This is a genomic window from Pseudomonas sp. BP01 (assembly GCF_022760795.1).
GTDB lineage: Bacteria > Pseudomonadota > Gammaproteobacteria > Pseudomonadales > Pseudomonadaceae > Aquipseudomonas > Aquipseudomonas putida_Q.
The window spans coordinates 176558-195875 of the sequence record NZ_JAFBKA010000010.1 but is presented as its reverse complement, the minus strand read 5'-3'; the positions used below and the strand labels follow the sequence as shown (position 1 = coordinate 195875).

Sequence of the window (19318 nt, the reverse complement as noted above, 5' to 3'; positions counted from 1 at the left end):
CTCCCACAGGCCCGCACAATAGTCAGGACCTGTGGGAGCTGGCTTGCCGGCGATAGGGCCAGTACAGACAACATAAAGCTTCAGGCAAGAAAAAGCCGCCTCGAAAGGCGGCTTGTTCAATTCACTCAGGCCTGTGGACGCATGTGCGGGAACAGGATCACATCGCGGATCGACGGCGAGTTGGTCAGCAGCATCACCAGGCGGTCGATGCCGATGCCTTCACCGGCGGTCGGCGGCATGCCGTACTCCAGTGCACGCACGAAGTCGGCGTCGTAGTGCATGGCTTCGTCGTCACCGGCGTCCTTCTCGGCCACCTGGGCCAGGAAGCGCTCGGCCTGGTCTTCGGCATCGTTGAGCTCGGAGTAGGCATTGGCGATTTCGCGGCCACCGATGAACAGCTCGAAGCGGTCGGTGACAGCCGGATTGTCGTCGTTGCGACGGGCCAGCGGCGACACTTCGAACGGGTACTCGGTGATGAAGTGCGGCTGCTCCAGCTTGTGCTCGACCAGCTCTTCGAAAATCATCACCTGCAGCTTGCCCAGGCCTTCGTGGCCCAGCACCTTGGCACCGGCCTTCTTGGCGATGTCGCGGGCGCGGTCAACGTCCTGCAGGTCGGCAGCGGTCAGTTCCGGGTTGTACTTGAGGATCGAGTCGAACACCGACAGGCGCACGAACGGCTCACCGAAGTGGAACACCTTGTCGCCATACGGCACGTCGGTAGACCCCAGCACCAGCTGCGCCAGCTCGCGGAACAGTTCCTCGGTGAGGTCCATGTTGTCGCGGTAGTCGGCGTAGGCCTGGTAGAACTCGAGCATGGTGAATTCAGGGTTGTGACGCGTCGACACACCTTCGTTACGGAAGTTGCGGTTGATCTCGAACACTTTTTCAAAGCCACCAACCACCAGGCGCTTGAGGTACAGCTCCGGCGCGATACGCAGGAACATGGCCATGTCCAGGGCGTTGTGGTGGGTTTCGAACGGCTTGGCCGCCGCGCCACCCGGGATGGTCTGCAGCATCGGCGTCTCGACTTCGAGGAAGTCACGCTCGATGAGGAACTTGCGAATGTGCGAGATCACCTGCGAACGCACACGGAACGTGTGGCGGGTTTCTTCGTTGACCATCAGGTCGACGTAACGCTGGCGGTAGCGCTGCTCGGTATCGGTCAGGCCGTGGTGCTTGTCGGGCAGCGGGCGCAGCGACTTGGTCAGCAGGCGCACGTTGGTCATTTCGACGTACAGGTCGCCCTTGCCGGAACGGGCCAAGGTGCCTTCGGCGCTGATGATGTCGCCCAGGTCCCAGGTCTTGACTGCGGCCAGGGTTTCTTCCGGCAGGGTCTTGCGGTTGACGTAGACCTGGATGCGACCGGTCATGTCCTGGATCACCATGAACGAGCCACGGTTGAGCATGATACGGCCGGCAACCTTGACCGGGATCGCGGCTGCTTCCAGCTCTTCCTTGGTCTTGTCCGCGTACTGTTTCTGCAGGTCGTTGCAGTAGCTGTCGCGACGGAAGTCGTTGGGGAAGGCGTTGCCCTTGGCGCGCTCGGCGGCAAGTTTTTCCTTGCGCAGGGCGATCAGGGCATTTTCTTCCTGTTGCAGGTCTTGCGATTCGGTCTTGAGGTCGCTCATGTCGTCATTCTTTCCATCAGGTATTCGTTGCCCTTTTCGGGCAGGGCACGCGATACCGGCGGGTAGCCGGTATCGCGGCAGTGGAGTGCGGCTTACAGCCCTTGCTTGAGGCTTGCTTCCAGGTACTGGTCAAGGTCGCCGTCCAGCACTTTCTGGCAGTCGCTGCGCTCTACGCCTGTGCGCAGGTCTTTGATGCGCGAGTCATCCAGTACGTAGGAACGGATCTGGTGGCCCCAGCCGATGTCCGACTTGCTGTCTTCCAGCGCCTGCGAAGCGGCGTTGCGCTTCTGCATTTCCAGTTCGTACAACTTGGCCCGCAGCATTTTCATGGCGGTGTCTTTGTTGGCGTGCTGGGAACGTTCGTTCTGACACGCCACCACGGTGTTGGTCGGCACGTGGGTGATACGTACGGCCGAGTCGGTGGTGTTCACGTGCTGACCACCGGCACCGGAGGAGCGGTAGGTGTCAATGCGCAGGTCGGACGGGTTGATCTCGATCTCGACCTTGTCGTCGATTTCGGGCGATACGAACACCGCCGAGAACGAAGTGTGGCGACGGGCACCGGAGTCGAACGGGCTTTTGCGCACCAGGCGGTGCACACCGATTTCGGTACGCAGCCAGCCGAAGGCGTACTCGCCCTTGATGTGCACGGTGGCGCCCTTGATGCCGGCGACTTCACCTTCGGAAAGCTCGATGATGGTGGCGTCGAACCCGCGCTTGTCGGCCCAGCGCAGGTACATGCGCAGCAGGATGTTGGCCCAGTCCTGCGCCTCGGTACCACCGGAGCCGGCCTGGATATCCAGGTAGGCGTTGTTCATGTCCATTTCGCCGCTGAACATGCGACGGAACTCAAGCTGGGCCAGGGATTCTTCCAGGCCCTGCAGCTCGGTCTCGACGTCGCTGACAGCGCTTTCGTCCTCTTCCTCGACGGCCATGTCGAGCAGGTCCTTGCAGTCGGACAGACCGTTGGACAGTTTGTCCAGGGTCTCGACGACCTGTGCCAGCATGGCACGCTCGCGGCCCAGGGCCTGGGCGTACTCGGGCTTGTTCCAGACGTTGGGGTCTTCCAGCTCGCGGTTGACTTCGATCAGGCGGTCATGCTTGTGATCGTAGTCAAAGATACCCCCGAATGGACTGGGAACGCTCGGTGAGGTCCTTGATGGTGTTCAGGATCGGTTGGATTTCCATGGGCTGGCTACTCGTGCGAATTCGGTGAAAAGCCCGCGAGTATAACCGAGTCCGCTGCTGGGCGGCAGACCCGCCGGGCGGTCGCATGTATAGAGGGCACACAGGCGCGCAGTCTCTGGAGGCTCAAGCGATGCCGACCTGGTTACGCCCGCTGTTCTTGGCCTGGTACAGGCCTTTGTCCGCCGCCGAGATCAACTGCCGGCAGTGGCTGCCAACGGCCGGGGTCTGGGTGGCCAGGCCGATACTCACGGTCAGGCGCGCATCGGCCACCGGCGCGGTGTGCGGGATGCCAAGGCCCAGCACGGTCTGGCGCAGCTTCTCGGCCACCAGGCGCGCCCCGCCGGGCGAGGTATTGGGCAGCACCAGGGCAAACTCCTCGCCGCCATAGCGCGCCGGCAGGTCGGTCGGCCGCGAGCACGAACCACGGATCGCCTCGGCCACCTGTCGCAGGGCCTCGTCGCCGGCCAGATGGCCGAAGCTGTCGTTGTAGGCCTTGAAATAATCCACATCGATCATCAGCAACGACAGCTGCTGCTGTTCACGCATGGCCCGGCGCCATTCCAGCTCCAGGTACTCGTCGAAGTGGCGGCGGTTGGACAGCCCGGTCAGGCCGTCGGAGTTCATCAGCCGCTGCAGCATCAGGTTGGAATCGAGCAACTGCTGCTGGCTGACGCGCAGGGCGCGGTAGGCCTCGTCGCGTTGCAACAGGGTGAGGTACGAGCGTGAGTGATAGCGAATGCGCGCGACCAGCTCGATGGTATCCGGCAGCTTGACCAGGTAGTCGTTGGCCCCGGCGGCAAACGCCGCGCTCTTCACCAGCGGGTCTTCCTTGGTCGACAGAACGATGATCGGGATGTCCTGGGTTGCCGGGTTGTTGCGGTATTCGCGCACCAGGGTCAAGCCGTCCAGGCCAGGCATGATCAGGTCCTGGAGGATGACCGTGGGCTTGATGCGCATGGCCTGGACCACCGCCTGGTGCGGGTCGGCACAGAAGTGGAAGTCGATGTTGTCTTCATTGGCCAGACCACGCCGCACCGCCTCGCCGATCATGGCCTGGTCGTCGACCAGCAGCACCATCGCCGAGTTCTCGTTGGTGGTGGCAAAACCTTCGATCGGTAATTCATTCATACCTGTTCACCCGATCACTGCCGGCGTGGCGGCGTGATTCAATACATTTCGTCATTTTGCGAAAAAGTCCATCAAGCGCCCGGCGATGCGTTCCAGCGGGCGAATTTCCACCGCAGCATCAATGGCCGCAGCGGCCTTGGGCATGCCGTACACCGCACTGCTGGCCTGGTCCTGGGCAATGGTCAGAAAGCCCTGCTGACGCATCAGCTTCAGGCCCTGGGCGCCGTCTCGGCCCATGCCGGTGAGCAGCACGCCCACCGCATCGCCATTCCAGTAACGTGCCACGCTTTCGAAGAACACGTCGATCGATGGCCGGTAGATTTCATTGACAGGCTCGGCAGTGTAGGCCAGTTGGCCATTCTGTAGCAGGCGAATATGGTGGTTGGTGCCTGCCAGCAACACCTGGCCCGGCTGCGGCGGCTCGCCTTCACGGGCCAGGCGCACCGGCAGGCCTGCTGCGCTGCTGAGCCATTCGGCCATCCCGGCGGCAAACACCTGGTCCACATGCTGGACCAGCACGATGGCTGCCGGGAACGCTGCGGGCAAACCCTTGAGCAGCACTTCGAGCGCCGCCGGGCCACCCGCCGACGAGCCGATCGCCACCAGCCCGCGACGCTGCGAAGCCTCGCGCAACGGCGCGGCAACCGGCCTGGCGGCTGGGCTGCGCTGCTGGCCGACCAACCAGCCGATATTGAGGATCTTGCGCAGCAGCGGTGCCGCTGCTTCGCGGGGGTCGCCAGCGCCCAGGGCGGGGGTGTCGACCACGTCGAGGGCGCCGTGGCCCATGGCTTCGAACACCCGGTGCACGTTCTGCTTGCGGTCAACCGTGACGATGACGATGGCGCACGGGGTTTCGGCCATGATCCGCCGGGTGGCCTCCACGCCGTCCATGACCGGCATGATCAGGTCCATCAGGATCAGGTCCGGCAGTTGCTCGGCGCAGCGCTGCACCGCCTCGGCGCCATTGCTGGCCACCCATACCACCTGGTGCGCAGGCTCCAGGGCGACCGCCCGGCGCAGCGCCTCGACGGCCATAGGCATGTCATTGACGATGGCGATCTTCATCCCTGAGCACCTCCGATCAGCTCCACCACAGCATCCAGCAACGCATCGTCGTGGAAACTGGCCTTTGCCAAATAGTAGTCGGCGCCTGCATCCAGGCCACGCCGTCGGTCTTCCTCACGGTCTTTATAGGACACCACCATCACCGGCAGCGATTGCATGCGCTGGTCGCGGCGTACCAAGGTAACCAGCTCGATGCCGTCCATGCGCGGCATGTCGATGTCGGTGATCAGCAGGTCGAAATCCTCGCTGCGCAGGGCGTTCCAGCCATCCATGCCATCTACCGCCACCGCCACGTCGTAGCCGCGGTTGCCCAGCAGCTTACGTTGCAGCTCGCGCACGGTCAGCGAATCGTCGACCACCAGAATGCGTTTACGGGCCACGCCGCGGGCACCGCTGCTACCGCGCTCGACGCGTTCCAGGCTGCCGGTGCTGAGCAGTTTTTCCACCGAGCGCAGCAAATCTTCGACATCGACGATCAGCACCACCGAGCCGTCATCGAGCAAGGCGCCCGAGGAAATGTCCTGCACCTTGCCAAGCCGCAGGTCGAGTGGCATCACCACCAGCACCCGCTCGCCCACCAGCCGCTCCACGGCCACGCCGTACAGTTGCTCACGCTCGCGGATCACCACCACCCGCAGGCAGGCTTCATCGCTTTGCCCGGCCGGGCGGTTGAGCAACTGGCTGGCGGCCACTAGGCCGATATGCCGGCCTTCATGCCAGAAGTGCTGACGCCCTTCGATCTGTACGATCTGCTCGGCGGTCACTTCCAGCGTGCGCTCGATATGGGCCAGCGGGAACGCGTAAGCCTCACCGCCCACCTCGACAACCAGGCTGCGCACCACCGACAGGGTCAGCGGCACCTGCAGGTGAAAGCGACAGCCCTGCCCCGCCATCTGGGTCAGCTCTATCGAGCCGCGCAGCTCGCGGATCATGTGCTGCACCGCATCCAGCCCCACACCGCGCCCGGACACCTCGGTGACCTTGTCGCGCAGGCTGAAGCCAGGCAGGAACAGGAACGTCAGCAACTCCGCATCGCTCATTCGCGCCACTGTGTCGGCGGGCGACAGGGCACGCTCGACGATGCTGCTGCGCAGGCGCTCAAGGTCGATACCGGCGCCATCGTCGATCAGCTCCAGGCTGAGCATGCCGGCCTGGTGCGACGCCCGCAGGCGGATCACACCCTCGTCCGGCTTGCCCGCCAGCAGGCGCCGCTCGGGCAGTTCGATCCCGTGGTCGACGGCATTGCGCAACAGGTGGGTCAGCGGTGCTTCGAGCTTTTCCAGCACATCGCGATCGACCTGGGTCTTCTCCCCTTCCACCACCAACCGCACCGGCTTGCCCAGTGAACGGCCCAGGTCGCGGACCATACGGCTCTGCCCGGTCAGCACGTCGGCAAACGGCCGCATACGGCAAGCCAGCGCCGTGTCATACAGCAACTGCGCACGCTGGCTGGCCTGCCAGCCGAACTCATCCAGGTCGGCCGCCTGCTGCTGGAGGATCTGCTGGGTTTCGGCCAGCAGACGTTGGGTTTGCGCCAAGGCCTCGAGCACCTCGCTGCTCTGGCCGCTGTCCTCCAGCTGCATGCGCAAGCCGTCGAGCGCCTGCATGCCTTGGCCGTGCATGCGCTTGAGGCGCTGCAGGGTGGCCAGGTAAGGCTTGAGCCGCTGGGTTTCCACCAGCGACTTGCTGGACAGGTCGAGCAGGCTATTGAGGCGGTCGGCGGTAACCCGCAATACCCGCTCGGCACCTTCGCCAGCGCGCTTGCCAGCCTTGCGCTGCAGAATCGGCTCGGGCTCGGGCTCTGGTTCCGGCGGTTCGGTTGGCAATACCAGTGGTGCAGGCGGCAAGGTAGCCAGCGGCGGCTGTGGTACCACGGGTGCAGCCAACGGCTGCGCAGGCACGGCTGCACCCGGGTCGAGCAGGCTGGCCATCTGCGCAAGAAACACCGGCAAGGTCGCCTGCGCCCCGGCATCGCCTGGCGTGGCGATACGCATCAGCAGGTCGGTGCCCTGCAACAGCGCGTCGATGTGCTCGGCGGTGAGCCGCAGGCGGCCTTCCTGGGCCGCCACCAGGCAATCTTCCATGACGTGGGCGACACTGACGCCAGCATCCACCCCGACGATGCGCGCTGCCCCCTTGAGCGAGTGAGCGGCCCGCATGCACGCCTCAAGCTGGTCGGCCTGGGTGGGGTTGCGCTCCAGTGCCATCAGCCCGGCACTGAGCACCTGGGTCTGCGCCTCGGCCTCCAGGCTGAACAGTTCGAGCAACGATGCGTCGCGCATTTGCTCTGGGGTCATGACAGGCTCCGCTGCACGGCAGACAGTAAGTGTTGATCGTCCAGCACCCGCACGCTGCGGCCGTGCCACTGCAGGACTGCGGCGGTAAAGCGCGTGGCGTCCTGGCCGCGGCCCAGCAGCAGTGGGTCTAGCCGGTGAATACCGTCGATTTCCTCAACGGCCATCACTACCGGCCCTCCCTCGGCCGCCAGAATCAGCATGCGTGGCATGGCCCGACCGCCACGTTGCTCGACGGTGCCGGCCTGCACACCCAGCAAGTCAGCCAGTGACAGGCACGGCACCAACGCACCGCGCACATTGGCAACCCCCTGCAGCAGCCGCGAGCGCTGGTGCGGCAGCGAATGCACAGCCTGCAACGGGGCGATTTCGGCCAGGCTGGCGGTGGCCAGCGCCAGCCACTCCTCGCCCAGGCGGAACAGCAACATGGAGCGGCCGGTGTTTTCCTCGACCGGCTGTACCGCTGCAGCCTGGTGGTCCTGCATCAGCGCGTAGCGGTCGAGCAGCCGTGTGGCCGCAGCGGCATACACCTCGCAATTGCGGCAATGCACATGCCGCTCCAGCAGCGGGCACTGCTTGTCACCGTGCACGCCAATACGGTTCCAGCAGTCGTCGATGTGCGCGTCATCCTCGGCCAGCAACTGCATCGTCGAATCACTGTTCATCGTTCAGGCTCCCGGCCAGCCCGCGCCGCACGATCCTGCAGGCGCCGGGCACCGGCCAGGTCGCCCTGGGCCGCCAGCAAGGCGGCCAGGTGCACCAGCGCCTCAGGGTGCTGTGGCTCCAGGTACAAGGCCTTGCGATAGTGGGTGAGCGCCTGCTGCGCATCGCCCTCGGTATCGCTGAGCAGCCCCAGCCAGTAGTACACCTGCGCCGACGGCGGATACTGGCCCAGGTACCGCTGGCATTCGCCACGCGCCTGCTCGCTGGCGCCGGCATTGGCCAGCCGGGCAATGCTGGCCAGCAACTCGCTGGCGCCCTCGTGCTTGTGCTGGCGGGCTGGCGCTGGCCTGGCCGCCACCGGCAGCACACGCAGCGGGCGCGGCACCGGCACGCTGGGCGGCGGATAACCTGGTGTGCGTAAAGTCGCCAGCGTACGCTGCGCAGGCTGGGCGGGTGCCGCCGGCAACGGGGCGCTGTCGCCCTCCTGGCGCACGTAGGCAAACGACTGGGCGATCCCCAGCGGACGCATGCCCAGGCGTGCCAACAAACTGCCTTCGGCCGGGCCGATGAACAGCACACCCTGTGGATGCAGCAGGCGCTTGAGCACTTCGAACACACGCTGTTGGGTAGGCACGTCGAAATAGATCAACAGATTGCGACAGAACACGAAGTCGTACAGGCCATCGCGGCTGACCAACGCCGGGTCAAGCACATTGCCCACCTGCAGGCTGACCTGCTGGCGTACCCGCTCATGTAGGCGGTGGCCTTCGTCCAGCGCATCGAAATAGCGCTCGCGAAAGCCCAGTTCGCTGCCACGGAAGGCATTGCGGCCATACACAGCCTGCCCGGCCTTGGCGACCGAGCTGGGGCTGATGTCCATGCCATCAACCAGGAATGCACCCGGCGCCATGCCGGCGTCGAGCAAGGCCATGGCCAGCGAATAAGGTTCCTCGCCGGTCGAGCAAGGCAGGCTGAGCAATCGCAGCGGGCGCGCGCCCGCCAGGTGGGCTTGGCGTTTGTGGGCCAGGCTGGCCAGCGCTGTGAACGAGTCGGGGTATCGGAAAAACCAGGTCTCCGGGACGATCACCGCTTCAATCAGCGCCTGTTGCTCATCCGTCGACTGCTGCAGGCGCAGCCAGTAGTCGTCCAGGTCGATCGCACCCATGGCCACGCAACGCTGGCGCAGCGCGCGTTCGACCATGGGCGCGCCCACCGACTCCACGTCCAGGCCAATACGCTCACGCAAGAAGCGGAAAAAACGCTGTTCGTTCATGTAGGCATCCCTGTCGGGTCTTGCGTGTACAGCAATTGGTGCACGGCGTCGGTCAGCAGGTCATTGACTTCGATGCGCTGCAGCAGGCCCAGAGCATCCTGGCGCACCGGGCCCAGGTAAGGCGCTTCGCCTGTGTCCACCCCATAGGGCTGGAATTCGTCCGGTTGGCAACGCAGGGTTTCGGTGGCCTGTTCCAGAATCAGGCCAAGCTGCAGGCTGCCACGGTAGTGCACCAGCACCAGGCGGGTACTGGTGCGTTGCGCCGCAGGTTGGCCAAAACTCAGCGCAGCAAGGTCGATCACCGGGACCATTTGGCCGCGATGGGCGAGGATGCCCGCGACCCAGGCAGGTGCCTGGGCAATCGGCTTGAGCGGCTGGCGCGGCAGCACCTCGATCACCTCGTGCACGCTCAGGGCAAAGCGCTGCTCCCTGAGGCGAAACTGCAGGTACAACGCGCCCTTGACGTTGTGCGCGGGTGCGGCGCGCGGGTGCAAGTCGTTCATCGCAGTCAGACTTTGAAGCGCGACACGCCGCCACGCAGGCCGGCGGCCACCTGGCTCAGTTCATCGATGGCAAAACTGGCCTGGCGCAGCGACTCGACGGTCTGGGTACTGGCATCGCTGAGTTGGGCCAGCGCCTGGTTGATCTGCTCGGCACCGGTGGCCTGGGCTTGCATGCCTTCGTTGACCATCAGCACGCGCGGCGCCAAGGCCTGCACCTGATGAATGATCTGGCTGAGCTGCTCGCCCACCTGCTGCACCTCGAACATGCCGCGGCGCACTTCTTCAGAGAACTTGTCCATGCCCATGACGCCGGCCGACACCGCCGACTGGATTTCGCGCACCATCTGCTCGATGTCGTAGGTGGCCACGGCGGTCTGGTCGGCCAGGCGGCGCACTTCGGTGGCCACTACGGCAAAGCCACGGCCGTACTCGCCGGCCTTTTCCGCTTCGATGGCGGCGTTGAGCGACAGCAGGTTGGTCTGGTCGGCCACCTTGACGATGGTCACCACCATCTGCGTGATGTTGCTGGCCTTTTCGTTGAGGATACCGAGCTTGGCGTTTACCAGGTCGGCAGCGCCCATCACCTGGTGCATGGTCTCCTCCATGCGTGCCAGCCCCTGCTGGCCGGAGCCGGCCAGGCTGGAAGCCTGATCAGCGGCGGAGGTGACTTCGGTCATGGTACGCACCAGATCACGCGAGGTGGCGGCGATTTCCCGCGAGGTGGCGCCGATTTCGGTGGTGGTGGCGGCCGTTTCGGTGGCGGTGGCCTGCTGTTGCTTGGACGTGGCGGCAATTTCGGTAACCGACGTGGTCACCTGCACCGACGAGCGCTGGGCCTGAGCCACCAGGTTGGCCAGTGCCTCGGCCATCTCGTTGAAGCCGCTTTCGATGGCGCCGAACTCGTCCTTGCGGTCCAGGCTCAGGCGCATGCTCAGGTCGCCTGAACGCAGCTTGTCGAGGGCATGCACGATACGCTGCATGGGAGCGGTAATGGCACGCATCAGCAGCAGGCCGCAGATGCCGGCGGCGACGATTGCCAGCAGCAGCGATACCACCATGCTGCCCTTGGCCGTGCTGACGGCGCTGACGATCTCGTTGGTGGCGGAGTCGGCAGACGCCCGATTGTGCTCGATCACTTCATTCAGGTGCTTGCGGCCATCTACCCAGGCCGGCGTCAGCACCTCGATGATCAGCCGTTCGGCTTCGGCGTAGTTGTGCTGACGGTAAGTGTCCAGCACCTGACCGACGATCTTCATGTAGCTCTCTTCCTGCTGCACGAAGTTGTCGAAGCGGGTCTGGTCGTCCTTGTCCTGGATGGTGGACTGGTAGCTGGCCATGTGTTGCTTGAGCCGGTCTTCGAAGCTTTTGAACAGCTCCATGTCGGCCGACGTGATTTCCCGGTGGTTGGACAGGCCCACCAGTTGCTGGCTGGTGACGTAGCTGTCGACCCAGGCGCTGCGGATCATCGAGCTGTAGTAGACCCCGGGAATGCTGTCGGTCCCCACTGCCTCCTCGGCGGTTTCGATGGCCACCAACCGCGAGTAGGCGGCCACGATCATCAGCAGCATGATGGCGATGATCACGGCGAAACTTGCCAGGATCCGTTGGCGCAAGGTCCAGTTCTTCACATTCAGCCCTCAGGAATTCACAACGAGCGGGAAAAATCGCTGAAGTATAGCCCAGAGGCCTTACAGATTTGCGGGCGAAGTGAGGCCTAAACAGGCATACCTGCTGATGGACATGTCACTGGGGCTGCTGTGCAGCCCTTCGCGGGCACGCCCGCTCCCACAGGTATCAGCGAAATGTCGAAGGTTGTGATAACCCTGTGGGAGCTGGCTTGCCGGCGATGGGCTGCAACGCAGCCCCCGTTATTGGCCAGCAGCAAGCCGTACCTGGCTTTCCAGCTCCTGGCGCAAGCCCGGATCCAGACGCAGCTGGCGGGCCAGTTCGTCCAGGTAGGAACGCTCCATGAAGTTTTCCTGGTCGACCATCATCACGCTGGCCAGGTACATCTCGGCGGCCATTTCTGGCGTTTGCGCGGCGCGGGCCACCTCAGCCGGGTCCAGCGGTTTGTTCAGCTCGGCATGCAGCCAGTGCTGCAGTTCACGATCGCTGTCCAGGCGGGTGAACTCGCCCTCGATCAGCGCCCGCTCGCGCTCGTCGATATGGCCATCGGACTTGGCCGCGGCCACCAGCGCCCGCAGCACCGCCTGGCTGTGCTGCTCGGCCTGGGCAGGCGGCAGGCGGTCGACGGTTTGCGGTTCGGCGGCGGCCCCCCGCTGGTTGGCCTGCCAGTTGCCGTAGGCTTTGTAGGCCAGCACCCCCAGCGCGGCCAGGCCACCATAGGTCAGGGCTTTGCCGCCGTACTTTCGGGCCTTCTTGCTGCCCAGCAACAGGCCCAGAGCGCCGCCACCCAACAGGCCGCCACCTGCGCCGGACAACAGCCCGCCAAGCCCACCGGGAGCGCTGCCGGACTTGTTGGCGCCCCCCTGTTTTTCGAGCATTTGCTGGCCGGATTTGAGGAGTTGATCAAGCAAGCCCCGGGTGTTCATTCGTGTGTCTCCACGCAAGAAGATTCAACCGCCAGAGTAAGGCTTGGCGCAGCACACGCCATGCTGGATTTTGCTTCCGGATGTTGCATTGGCTGGCAAAAAGCCAACTAGACTCGATATCGCCAATACCTCGCGCGACCGCTCTACGCTTATAACGATTGCTTCACGGCTTGCTTGATGACTGCCCCGAACAAGATCTGTAAAAAGAGGGAACACCATGTCAGTGCACAAGACCGCATTGCTCGGCGCCATGACTGGCGCCGTGCTGGCCAGCTCCAGCCTGCAGGCTGCCGAACCGCCCAAGGCCCTGGGGCCTGGCGAGGGGCGCCTGGATATCGTTGCCTGGCCCGGCTACATCGAGCGCGGTGAAAGCGACAAGGCCTACGACTGGGTGACCGGTTTCGAGAAGGAAACCGGCTGCAAGGTCAGTGTGAAGACCGCCGCCACCTCGGACGAGATGGTCAGCCTGATGACCAAGGGCGGTTATGACCTGGTCACCGCCTCGGGCGATGCCTCGCTGCGGCTGATTGCGGGCAAGCGCGTGCAGCCGATCAACACCGCCCTGATCCCCAACTGGAAGAACATCGACCCGCGCCTGCAAAACGGTGGCTGGTACGTGGTCGACAAGCAGGTATACGGCACTCCGTACCAGTGGGGGCCGAACGTGCTGCTGTACAACACCAATACCTTCAAGCAGGCCCCTACCAGCTGGGGTGTGGTGTTCGAGCCGCAGAACTTGCCCGACGGCAAGCCGAACAAGGGCCGTGTACAGGCCTATGACGGGCCGATCTACATTGCCGACGCAGCGCTGTACCTGAAGTCGACCAAGCCCGAACTGGGTATCAAGGACCCTTACGAGCTCAACGAGGAGCAATACAAGGCCGTGCTGGAACTGCTGCGCCAGCAGCAACCGCTGATCCACCGTTACTGGCATGACGCCACGGTGCAGATGAGCGACGTGAAGAACGAAGGCGTGGTCGCCTCCAGTTCCTGGGGCTACATGGTCAATGGCCTGAAGGCCGAAAACCAGCCGGTGGCCTCGACCATTCCCAAAGAGGGCGCCACCGGCTGGGCCGACACCACCATGCTGCACAGCGAGGCCAAGCACCCCAACTGCGCCTACAAGTGGATGGACTGGTCGCTGCAACCTAAGGTGCAGGGTGACGTGGCGGCCTGGTTCGGCTCGTTACCGGCGGTGCCGGCGGCGTGCACCGGCAGCGAGCTGCTGGGGGCCGAGGGGTGCAAGACCAACGGTTTCGACAATTTCGACAAGATCGCCTTCTGGAAAACCCCGCAGGCCCAAGGGGGCAAGTTCGTGCCGTATAGCCGCTGGACCCAGGACTACATCGCGATCATGGGTGGGCGCTAAAAGTGACTTGGCCGGCACTGGCCCTGTCGCCGGCAAGCCAGCTCCCACAGGGTCTGCACAGGCCCGAGCCTTGCGCATGACTTGTGGGAGCTGGCTTGCCGGCGACAGGGCCAGTGCAGGCAATACATAGACAACTGAGTACTGCCTATGCCCCTAGCCGTCCAGTTCACCCAGGTTTCCCGCACCTTCGGCGAGGTCAAGGCGGTCGACCAGGTCAGTATCGACATCATCGATGGCGAGTTCTTCTCCATGCTCGGCCCTTCGGGTTCGGGCAAGACCACCTGCCTGCGCCTGATCGCCGGCTTCGAACAACCCACCAGCGGTTCGATCCGCATCCACGGCGCCGAGGCAGCTGGCGTGCCGCCCTACCAGCGCGACGTCAATACCGTGTTCCAGGACTACGCCCTGTTCCCGCACATGAACGTGCTGGACAACATCGCCTACGGCCTGAAAGTAAAGGGCGTGGCCAAGGCCGAACGCCACAGCCGCGCCGAAGAAGCCCTGGCCATGGTGGCCCTGGCCGGCTATGGCGCGCGCAAGCCAGCGCAGCTGTCCGGCGGCCAGCGCCAGCGTGTGGCCCTGGCCCGTGCCCTGGTCAACCGGCCAAGGGTGTTGCTGCTGGATGAACCACTGGGCGCGCTGGACCTGAAGTTGCGCGAACAGATGCAGGGCGAGCTGAAAAAGCTGCAACGCCAGCTGGGCATCACCTTCATCTTCGTCACCCACGACCAGACCGAGGCCCTGTCGATGTCCGACCGGGTCGCGGTGTTCAACCGCGGCCGTATCGAACAGGTCGACACCCCGCGCAATCTGTACATGAAGCCCGCCACCACTTTCGTCGCTGAATTCGTCGGCACTTCCAACGTGGTGCGTGGCGAACTGGCCATGCAGCTCAACGGTAGCCCGGCGCCCTTCTCCATCCGCCCCGAGCACATCCGCCTGGGCGACCTTGTGGTCACCAGCCACGAAGTGCAGGTAAGCGGCCTGTTGCGCGATATCCAGTACCAGGGCAGCGCCACCCGCTTCGAGTTGCAACTGGACAGCGGCCAGCTGTTGGCGGTAAGCCAGGCCAACGACCGCTGGCAAGCGCAGGCCCACCCCTGGCAGCCCGGGCAACGGGTGCAGGCACACTGGCCCCGCGAGGCCATGACCGTGTTGCAGGAAACCGAGGCCCGCTGAGATGAGCACACTGCGCAGCCTGGCCAACCTGCTGTACCGGCGGCCCAACCTGTACCTGGCACTGCTGCTGGTACCCCCGCTGACCTGGTTCGGCGCAATCTACCTGGGTTCGTTGCTGAACCTGCTGTGGCAAGGCTTCTATACCTTCGACGACTTCACCATGGCGGTGACCCCGGACCTGACCCTGGGCAACTTCGCCGCGCTGTTCAACCCGTCGAACTTCGACATCATCCTGCGCACCCTGGGCATGGCGGTGGCGGTGTCGTTGGCCAGCGCGGTACTGGCCTTCCCCATCGCCTATTACATGGCGCGCTACACCAGCGGCAAGACCAAGGCGTTTTTCTACATTGCGGTAATGATGCCGATGTGGGCCAGCTATATCGTCAAGACTTATGCCTGGACCCTGCTGCTGGCCAAGGGCGGCGTAGCCCAGTGGTTCGTCCAGCAGCTGCACCTGGACGGCCTGCTGCAAGCGGTGCTGGCGGTGCCGGGTGTGGGCGGCAGCACACTGTCCACCTCCCACCTGGGGCGCTTCATGGTGTTCGTGTACATCTGGCTGCCGTTCATGATCCTGCCGATCCAGGCCGCGCTGGAGCGCCTGCCGCCTTCGCTGCTGCAAGCCTCGGCAGACCTTGGCGCACGGCCTGGGCAAACCTTCGTGCAGGTGATCTTGCCGCTGTCGATCCCGGGCATCGCCGCCGGCTCCATCTTTACCTTCTCGCTCACCCTGGGTGACTTCATCGTGCCGCAGCTAATCGGCCCACCCGGTTACTTCATCGGCAGCATGGTCTATGCCCAGCAAGGGGCGATCGGCAACATGCCGATGGCCGCCGCGTTCACCCTGGTGCCCATCGTGCTGATTGCGGTGTACCTGTCCATCGTCAAGCGCCTGGGGGCCTTCGATGCACTCTGAAAAAGCTTCAGTAGGGCTGCGACTGGCGGCTTGGGGCGGGCTGCTATTTCTGCACTTCCCGATCCTGATCATCTTCTTGTACGCCTTCAACACCGAAGACGCGGCATTCAGCTTCCCACCCAAGGGCTTCACCCTGAAGTGGATTGGCGTGGCCTTCGCCCGCCCCGATGTGCTGGAGGCGATCAAGCTGTCGCTGCAGGTGGCCTGCCTGGCCACGCTGATTGCCCTGGTGCTCGGCACACTGGCGTCAGTCGCGTTGTATCGGCGCAGCTTCTTCGGCAAAGAGAGCATTTCGTTGATGCTGATCCTGCCCATCGCCCTGCCCGGCATCATCACCGGCATCGCCCTGCTCTCGGCATTCAAGTCCCTGGGGATAGAGCCCGGGGTGTTCACCATCGTGGTCGGCCACGCCACGTTCTGCGTGGTGATCGTCTACAACAATGTGATCGCCCGCCTGCGGCGCACCTCGCAAAGCCTGATCGAAGCGTCGATGGACCTGGGCGCCGATGGCTGGCAGACCTTCCGCTACATCATCCTGCCCAACCTCGGCTCGGCGCTGCTGGCCGGCGGCATGCTGGCTTTTGCGCTGTCGTTCGATGAAATCATCGTCACCACCTTCACCGCCGGCCACGAACGCACCCTGCCGATCTGGCTGCTCAACCAGCTGAGCCGCCCGCGCGACGTGCCGGTGACCAACGTGGTCGCCATGCTGGTGATGCTAGTGACCATGCTGCCAATCCTTGGCGCCTATTACCTGACCCGTGGCGGCGAAAGCGTCGCGGGCAGTGGCAAATGACCCTGGAGGAGCCCCCGATGCAAACGCAGATGCTGATCAATGGCCAACTGGTCGCCGGCCAAGGCCCGGCCTGGACCGTGCTCAACCCCGCGCTGGGAACCGCTTTGGCGCAGATCAACGAAGCCACTGAGGCCCAGGTGGACAGCGCCGTGCGCGCCGCCGACCAGGCCTTCGACAGCTGGTCGCAAACCAGCCCCAAGGACCGCTCGCAAACCTTGCTGGCGCTGGCGGATGCCATCGAAGCCCATGGCGATGAGCTGGCCCGGCTGGAATCGCAGAACTGCGGCAAGCCGCTGAGCGCCGCGCTGAACGATGAAATTCCGGCGATTGCCGATGTGTTCCGCTACTTTGCCGGCGCGGCGCGCTGCCTGGGCGGCTTGGCCGCGGGCGAGTACCTGCCGGGCCACACCTCGATGATCCGCCGCGACCCATTGGGTGTGGTTGCCTCCATCGCACCGTGGAACTATCCGCTGATGATGCTGGCCTGGAAGATCGCCCCGGCCCTGGCAGCCGGCAACACGGTGGTGATCAAACCCTCCGAACTGACCCCGCTGACCGCCTTGCGCCTGGGTGAACTGGCCCAGGACCTGCTGCCACCGGGCGTGCTGAACATTCTGTTTGGCCGCGGCCAGACCGTCGGTAACCCGCTGGTCAACCATCCCAAGGTGCGCATGGTGTCGCTGACAGGCTCCATCCCCACTGGCGCGCACATCATCAGCGCCACCGCCGACAGCGTGAAACGCATGCACATGGAGCTGGGCGGCAAGGCCCCTGTGCTGGTTTTCGACGATGCCGACATCGACGCTGCCATCGATGGCATCCGTACCTTCGGCTTCTACAACGCCGGCCAGGACTGCACCGCAGCCTGCCGCCTGTACGTGCAGGACGGCATCTACGAGCGCTTTGTCGAGCGCCTGGGTGAAGCCGTAGCCAGCCTTAAACCTGGCCTGCAGGAGGCCGAGGACACCGAGCTGGGGCCGCTGATCAGTGCCCAGCATCGCGACAAGGTCGCCGGGCTGGTGGAGCGGGCCATCGCCCAACCGCATATTCGCCTGGTGACGGGTGGCAAGGCGATTGATGGCGATGGTTTCTTCTTCGAACCGACGGTGCTGGCCGATGCCCTGCAGGACGACGAGATCGTGCGCAACGAAGTGTTCGGCCCGGTGGTATCGGTCACCCGCTTCAATGACGAAGCCCAGGCGCTGGAATGGGCCAACGACTCCAACTACGGTCTGGCCTCATCGGTCTGGACCCGCGACACCGGCCGCGCCCATCGCCTGGCGGCGCGCTTGCAGTATGGCTGCACCTGGGTGAATACCCACTTCATGCTGGTCAGCGAAATGCCCCATGGCGGGCAGAAGCATTCGGGGTATGGGAAGGATATGTCGATGTATGGGCTGGAGGACTACACCTGTGTGCGGCATGTGATGATCAAGCACTAGCCCGAGGTTCTAGCCACTGGCCTCTTCGCGGGTTCGCCCGCGAAGAGGCCGGCACAGGTAGAACCTAATCGCGCAGGTCGGACTCGTGAATCGGGTTGGCGCGGCTGGTCGCGCGTTGGTATTGCGCAGGCCAGGTGGCCTTGTTGCCGCCCAGGTCGTCGTCGGCGTGCAGTGCCCAGTACGGGTCACGCAACAGCTCGCGGGCGAGGAAGATGAGGTCGGCCTGGCCGGTGCGCAGGATGTGCTCGGCCTGGGCCGGTTCGGTGATCATGCCCACGGTGCCGGTGGCAATTTCCGATTCCTTGCGCACGCGTTCAGCGAAGCGGGTCTGATAGCCGGGGCCGGTGGGGATCTCGGCGTTTATCGAGGTACCGCCAGAGGACACATCGATCAGGTCCACGCCCAACCCTCGCAGGCGACGGGCCAGTTCGACGGTTTCATCCGGGTTCCAGCCGTCCTCCACCCAATCGGTTGCCGATACCCGCACCAGCAGCGGCAACTCGGCAGGCCACACCTTGCGCACGGCCTCGACCACCTGCAAGGTCAGACGGATACGGTTTTCGAAGCAACTACCGTACTCGTCGCGGCGCTGGTTGCTTAACGGTGACAGGAACTGGTGCAACAGGTAGCCATGGGCAGCATGGATTTCCACCACCTTGAAACCGGCCTTCAAGGCGCGCTCGGTCGAGGCGACGAAGGCCGCGATCACATCTTGGATCTCGTCCGGAGTCAGCTCATGTGGCGGTGTGTGTTGCGGGTCGAACGCGATCTTCGACGGGCCTACTGGCTGCCAGCCTCCCTCTTCAAGCTTCACACTGCCCTGTTTGCCCAGCCATGGGCGATAGGTACTGGCCTTGCGCCCGGCGTGCGCCAACTGTATGCCCGGCACGGCACCCTGGGCGGTGATGAAACGGGTGATGCGTTGCAGCGGCGCGATCTGGGCGTCTTCCCACAGGCCAAGGTCTTCGGCGGTGATGCGGCCATCGGCGGTAACTGCCACGGCTTCCGTGATAACCAGACCGGCGCCACCCACAGCGCGGCTGCCTAAATGGACAAGGTGCCAGTCGTTGGCCAGGCCATCGATGGCGGAATACTGGCACATCGGCGATACCGCGATGCGGTTGGGCAAGGTCAGCTGACGCAGGGTGTAAGGCTCGAGCAGCAGGCTCATGAGGGCACCTCCCAAGGACTCCAATGGTGATCCGGCCCGGACACTCAATTGCACGTCCCTGGCCCAGGTCCGGTCATAACTTCAGACTAGACCAGAATGGGTGGGGGGGAGGTTCCATGGGATTTTGGGTGGGGTGCGGGGGTCAGGCTCGAGA

The 19318-nt window shown here is 64.3% G+C and carries 16 protein-coding genes; 5 read left to right on the top strand and 11 right to left on the bottom strand.

Annotated features, from left to right (window positions below; all coding sequences use genetic code 11):
• Positions 1–125: 125 nt before the first annotated feature.
• The 10 genes from lysS to JOY50_RS11780 all read right to left on the bottom strand — a co-directional run bounded on the left by lysS (position 126) and on the right by JOY50_RS11780 (position 12294).
• Positions 126–1628, bottom strand: a complete 1503-nt coding sequence (gene lysS, locus JOY50_RS11825; RefSeq protein WP_012270790.1) for a lysine--tRNA ligase — start codon at positions 1626–1628, stop codon at positions 126–128.
• Positions 1629–1720: 92 nt separating this feature from the next.
• A protein-coding gene (gene prfB / locus JOY50_RS11820; protein ID WP_096425666.1) for a peptide chain release factor 2 occupies positions 1721–2816 on the bottom strand; the annotation gives its coding sequence in 2 pieces (ribosomal slippage) (positions 1721–2743 and positions 2745–2816; 1095 coding nt in all).
• A 123-nt stretch (positions 2817–2939) separates the two neighbouring features.
• Positions 2940–3944 carry a Wsp signal transduction system regulator diguanylate cyclase WspR gene (gene wspR / locus JOY50_RS11815; protein ID WP_132843742.1) on the bottom strand — a complete coding sequence of 335 codons (1005 nt, stop codon included), beginning with the start codon at positions 3942–3944 and terminating at the stop codon, positions 2940–2942.
• Positions 3945–3995: 51 nt separating this feature from the next.
• Positions 3996–5009, bottom strand: a complete 1014-nt coding sequence (gene wspF, locus JOY50_RS11810; RefSeq protein ID WP_132843745.1) for a Wsp signal transduction system protein-glutamate methylesterase WspF — start codon at positions 5007–5009, stop codon at positions 3996–3998.
• On the bottom strand, positions 5006–7306 hold the full coding sequence (locus JOY50_RS11805; protein ID WP_132843748.1) for a hybrid sensor histidine kinase/response regulator: 2301 nt from the start codon (positions 7304–7306) through the stop codon (positions 5006–5008). Before JOY50_RS11805 ends, wspF begins: the two co-directional genes overlap by 4 nt.
• The gene (locus JOY50_RS11800) at positions 7303–7968 is read right to left on the bottom strand and encodes a chemotaxis protein CheW (RefSeq protein ID WP_132843751.1); all 666 of its coding nucleotides are present in this window, start codon (positions 7966–7968) and stop codon (positions 7303–7305) included. Before JOY50_RS11800 ends, JOY50_RS11805 begins: the two co-directional genes overlap by 4 nt.
• The gene (locus JOY50_RS11795; RefSeq protein WP_132843753.1) at positions 7965–9239 is read right to left on the bottom strand and encodes a protein-glutamate O-methyltransferase CheR; all 1275 of its coding nucleotides are present in this window, start codon (positions 9237–9239) and stop codon (positions 7965–7967) included. The genes JOY50_RS11800 and JOY50_RS11795 overlap by 4 nt, the downstream gene beginning before the upstream one ends.
• Positions 9236–9742, bottom strand: coding sequence for a chemotaxis protein CheW (locus JOY50_RS11790; RefSeq protein ID WP_132843755.1), 507 nt, complete (start codon positions 9740–9742; stop codon positions 9236–9238). The genes JOY50_RS11795 and JOY50_RS11790 overlap by 4 nt, the downstream gene beginning before the upstream one ends.
• 5 nt (positions 9743–9747) lie before the next feature.
• A complete protein-coding gene (locus JOY50_RS11785) occupies positions 9748–11370 on the bottom strand; it encodes a methyl-accepting chemotaxis protein (RefSeq protein ID WP_019473626.1) in 1623 nt (540 codons plus the stop codon).
• Positions 11371–11610: 240 nt separating this feature from the next.
• Complete coding sequence (locus tag JOY50_RS11780) at positions 11611–12294, bottom strand: tellurite resistance TerB family protein (RefSeq protein WP_243055204.1); 684 nt, start codon at positions 12292–12294, stop codon at positions 11611–11613.
• A 217-nt stretch (positions 12295–12511) separates the two neighbouring features.
• Between JOY50_RS11780 and ydcS the strand changes: the two genes are divergently transcribed.
• From ydcS to JOY50_RS11755, 5 genes are all read left to right on the top strand, one after another.
• Positions 12512–13663: a putative ABC transporter substrate-binding protein YdcS gene (gene ydcS, locus JOY50_RS11775; protein ID WP_138737587.1), complete on the top strand. Its 1152-nt coding sequence runs from the start codon at positions 12512–12514 to the stop codon at positions 13661–13663.
• A 147-nt stretch (positions 13664–13810) separates the two neighbouring features.
• Positions 13811–14842 carry an ABC transporter ATP-binding protein gene (locus tag JOY50_RS11770; RefSeq protein ID WP_132843766.1) on the top strand — a complete coding sequence of 344 codons (1032 nt, stop codon included), beginning with the start codon at positions 13811–13813 and terminating at the stop codon, positions 14840–14842.
• Position 14843: 1 nt separating this feature from the next.
• Complete coding sequence (locus tag JOY50_RS11765; protein ID WP_138737588.1) at positions 14844–15755, top strand: ABC transporter permease; 912 nt, start codon at positions 14844–14846, stop codon at positions 15753–15755.
• Positions 15745–16551 carry an ABC transporter permease gene (locus JOY50_RS11760; RefSeq protein ID WP_132843772.1) on the top strand — a complete coding sequence of 269 codons (807 nt, stop codon included), beginning with the start codon at positions 15745–15747 and terminating at the stop codon, positions 16549–16551. The genes JOY50_RS11765 and JOY50_RS11760 overlap by 11 nt, the downstream gene beginning before the upstream one ends.
• Positions 16552–16568: 17 nt before the next feature.
• The gene (locus JOY50_RS11755; RefSeq protein ID WP_132843774.1) at positions 16569–17993 is read left to right on the top strand and encodes a gamma-aminobutyraldehyde dehydrogenase; all 1425 of its coding nucleotides are present in this window, start codon (positions 16569–16571) and stop codon (positions 17991–17993) included.
• Positions 17994–18057: 64 nt separating this feature from the next.
• Here the strand turns inward: JOY50_RS11755 and JOY50_RS11750 are convergent, their stop codons facing one another.
• Complete coding sequence (locus JOY50_RS11750) at positions 18058–19164, bottom strand: NADH:flavin oxidoreductase/NADH oxidase (RefSeq protein WP_132843776.1); 1107 nt, start codon at positions 19162–19164, stop codon at positions 18058–18060.
• Between the last annotated feature and the right edge of the window lie 154 nt (positions 19165–19318).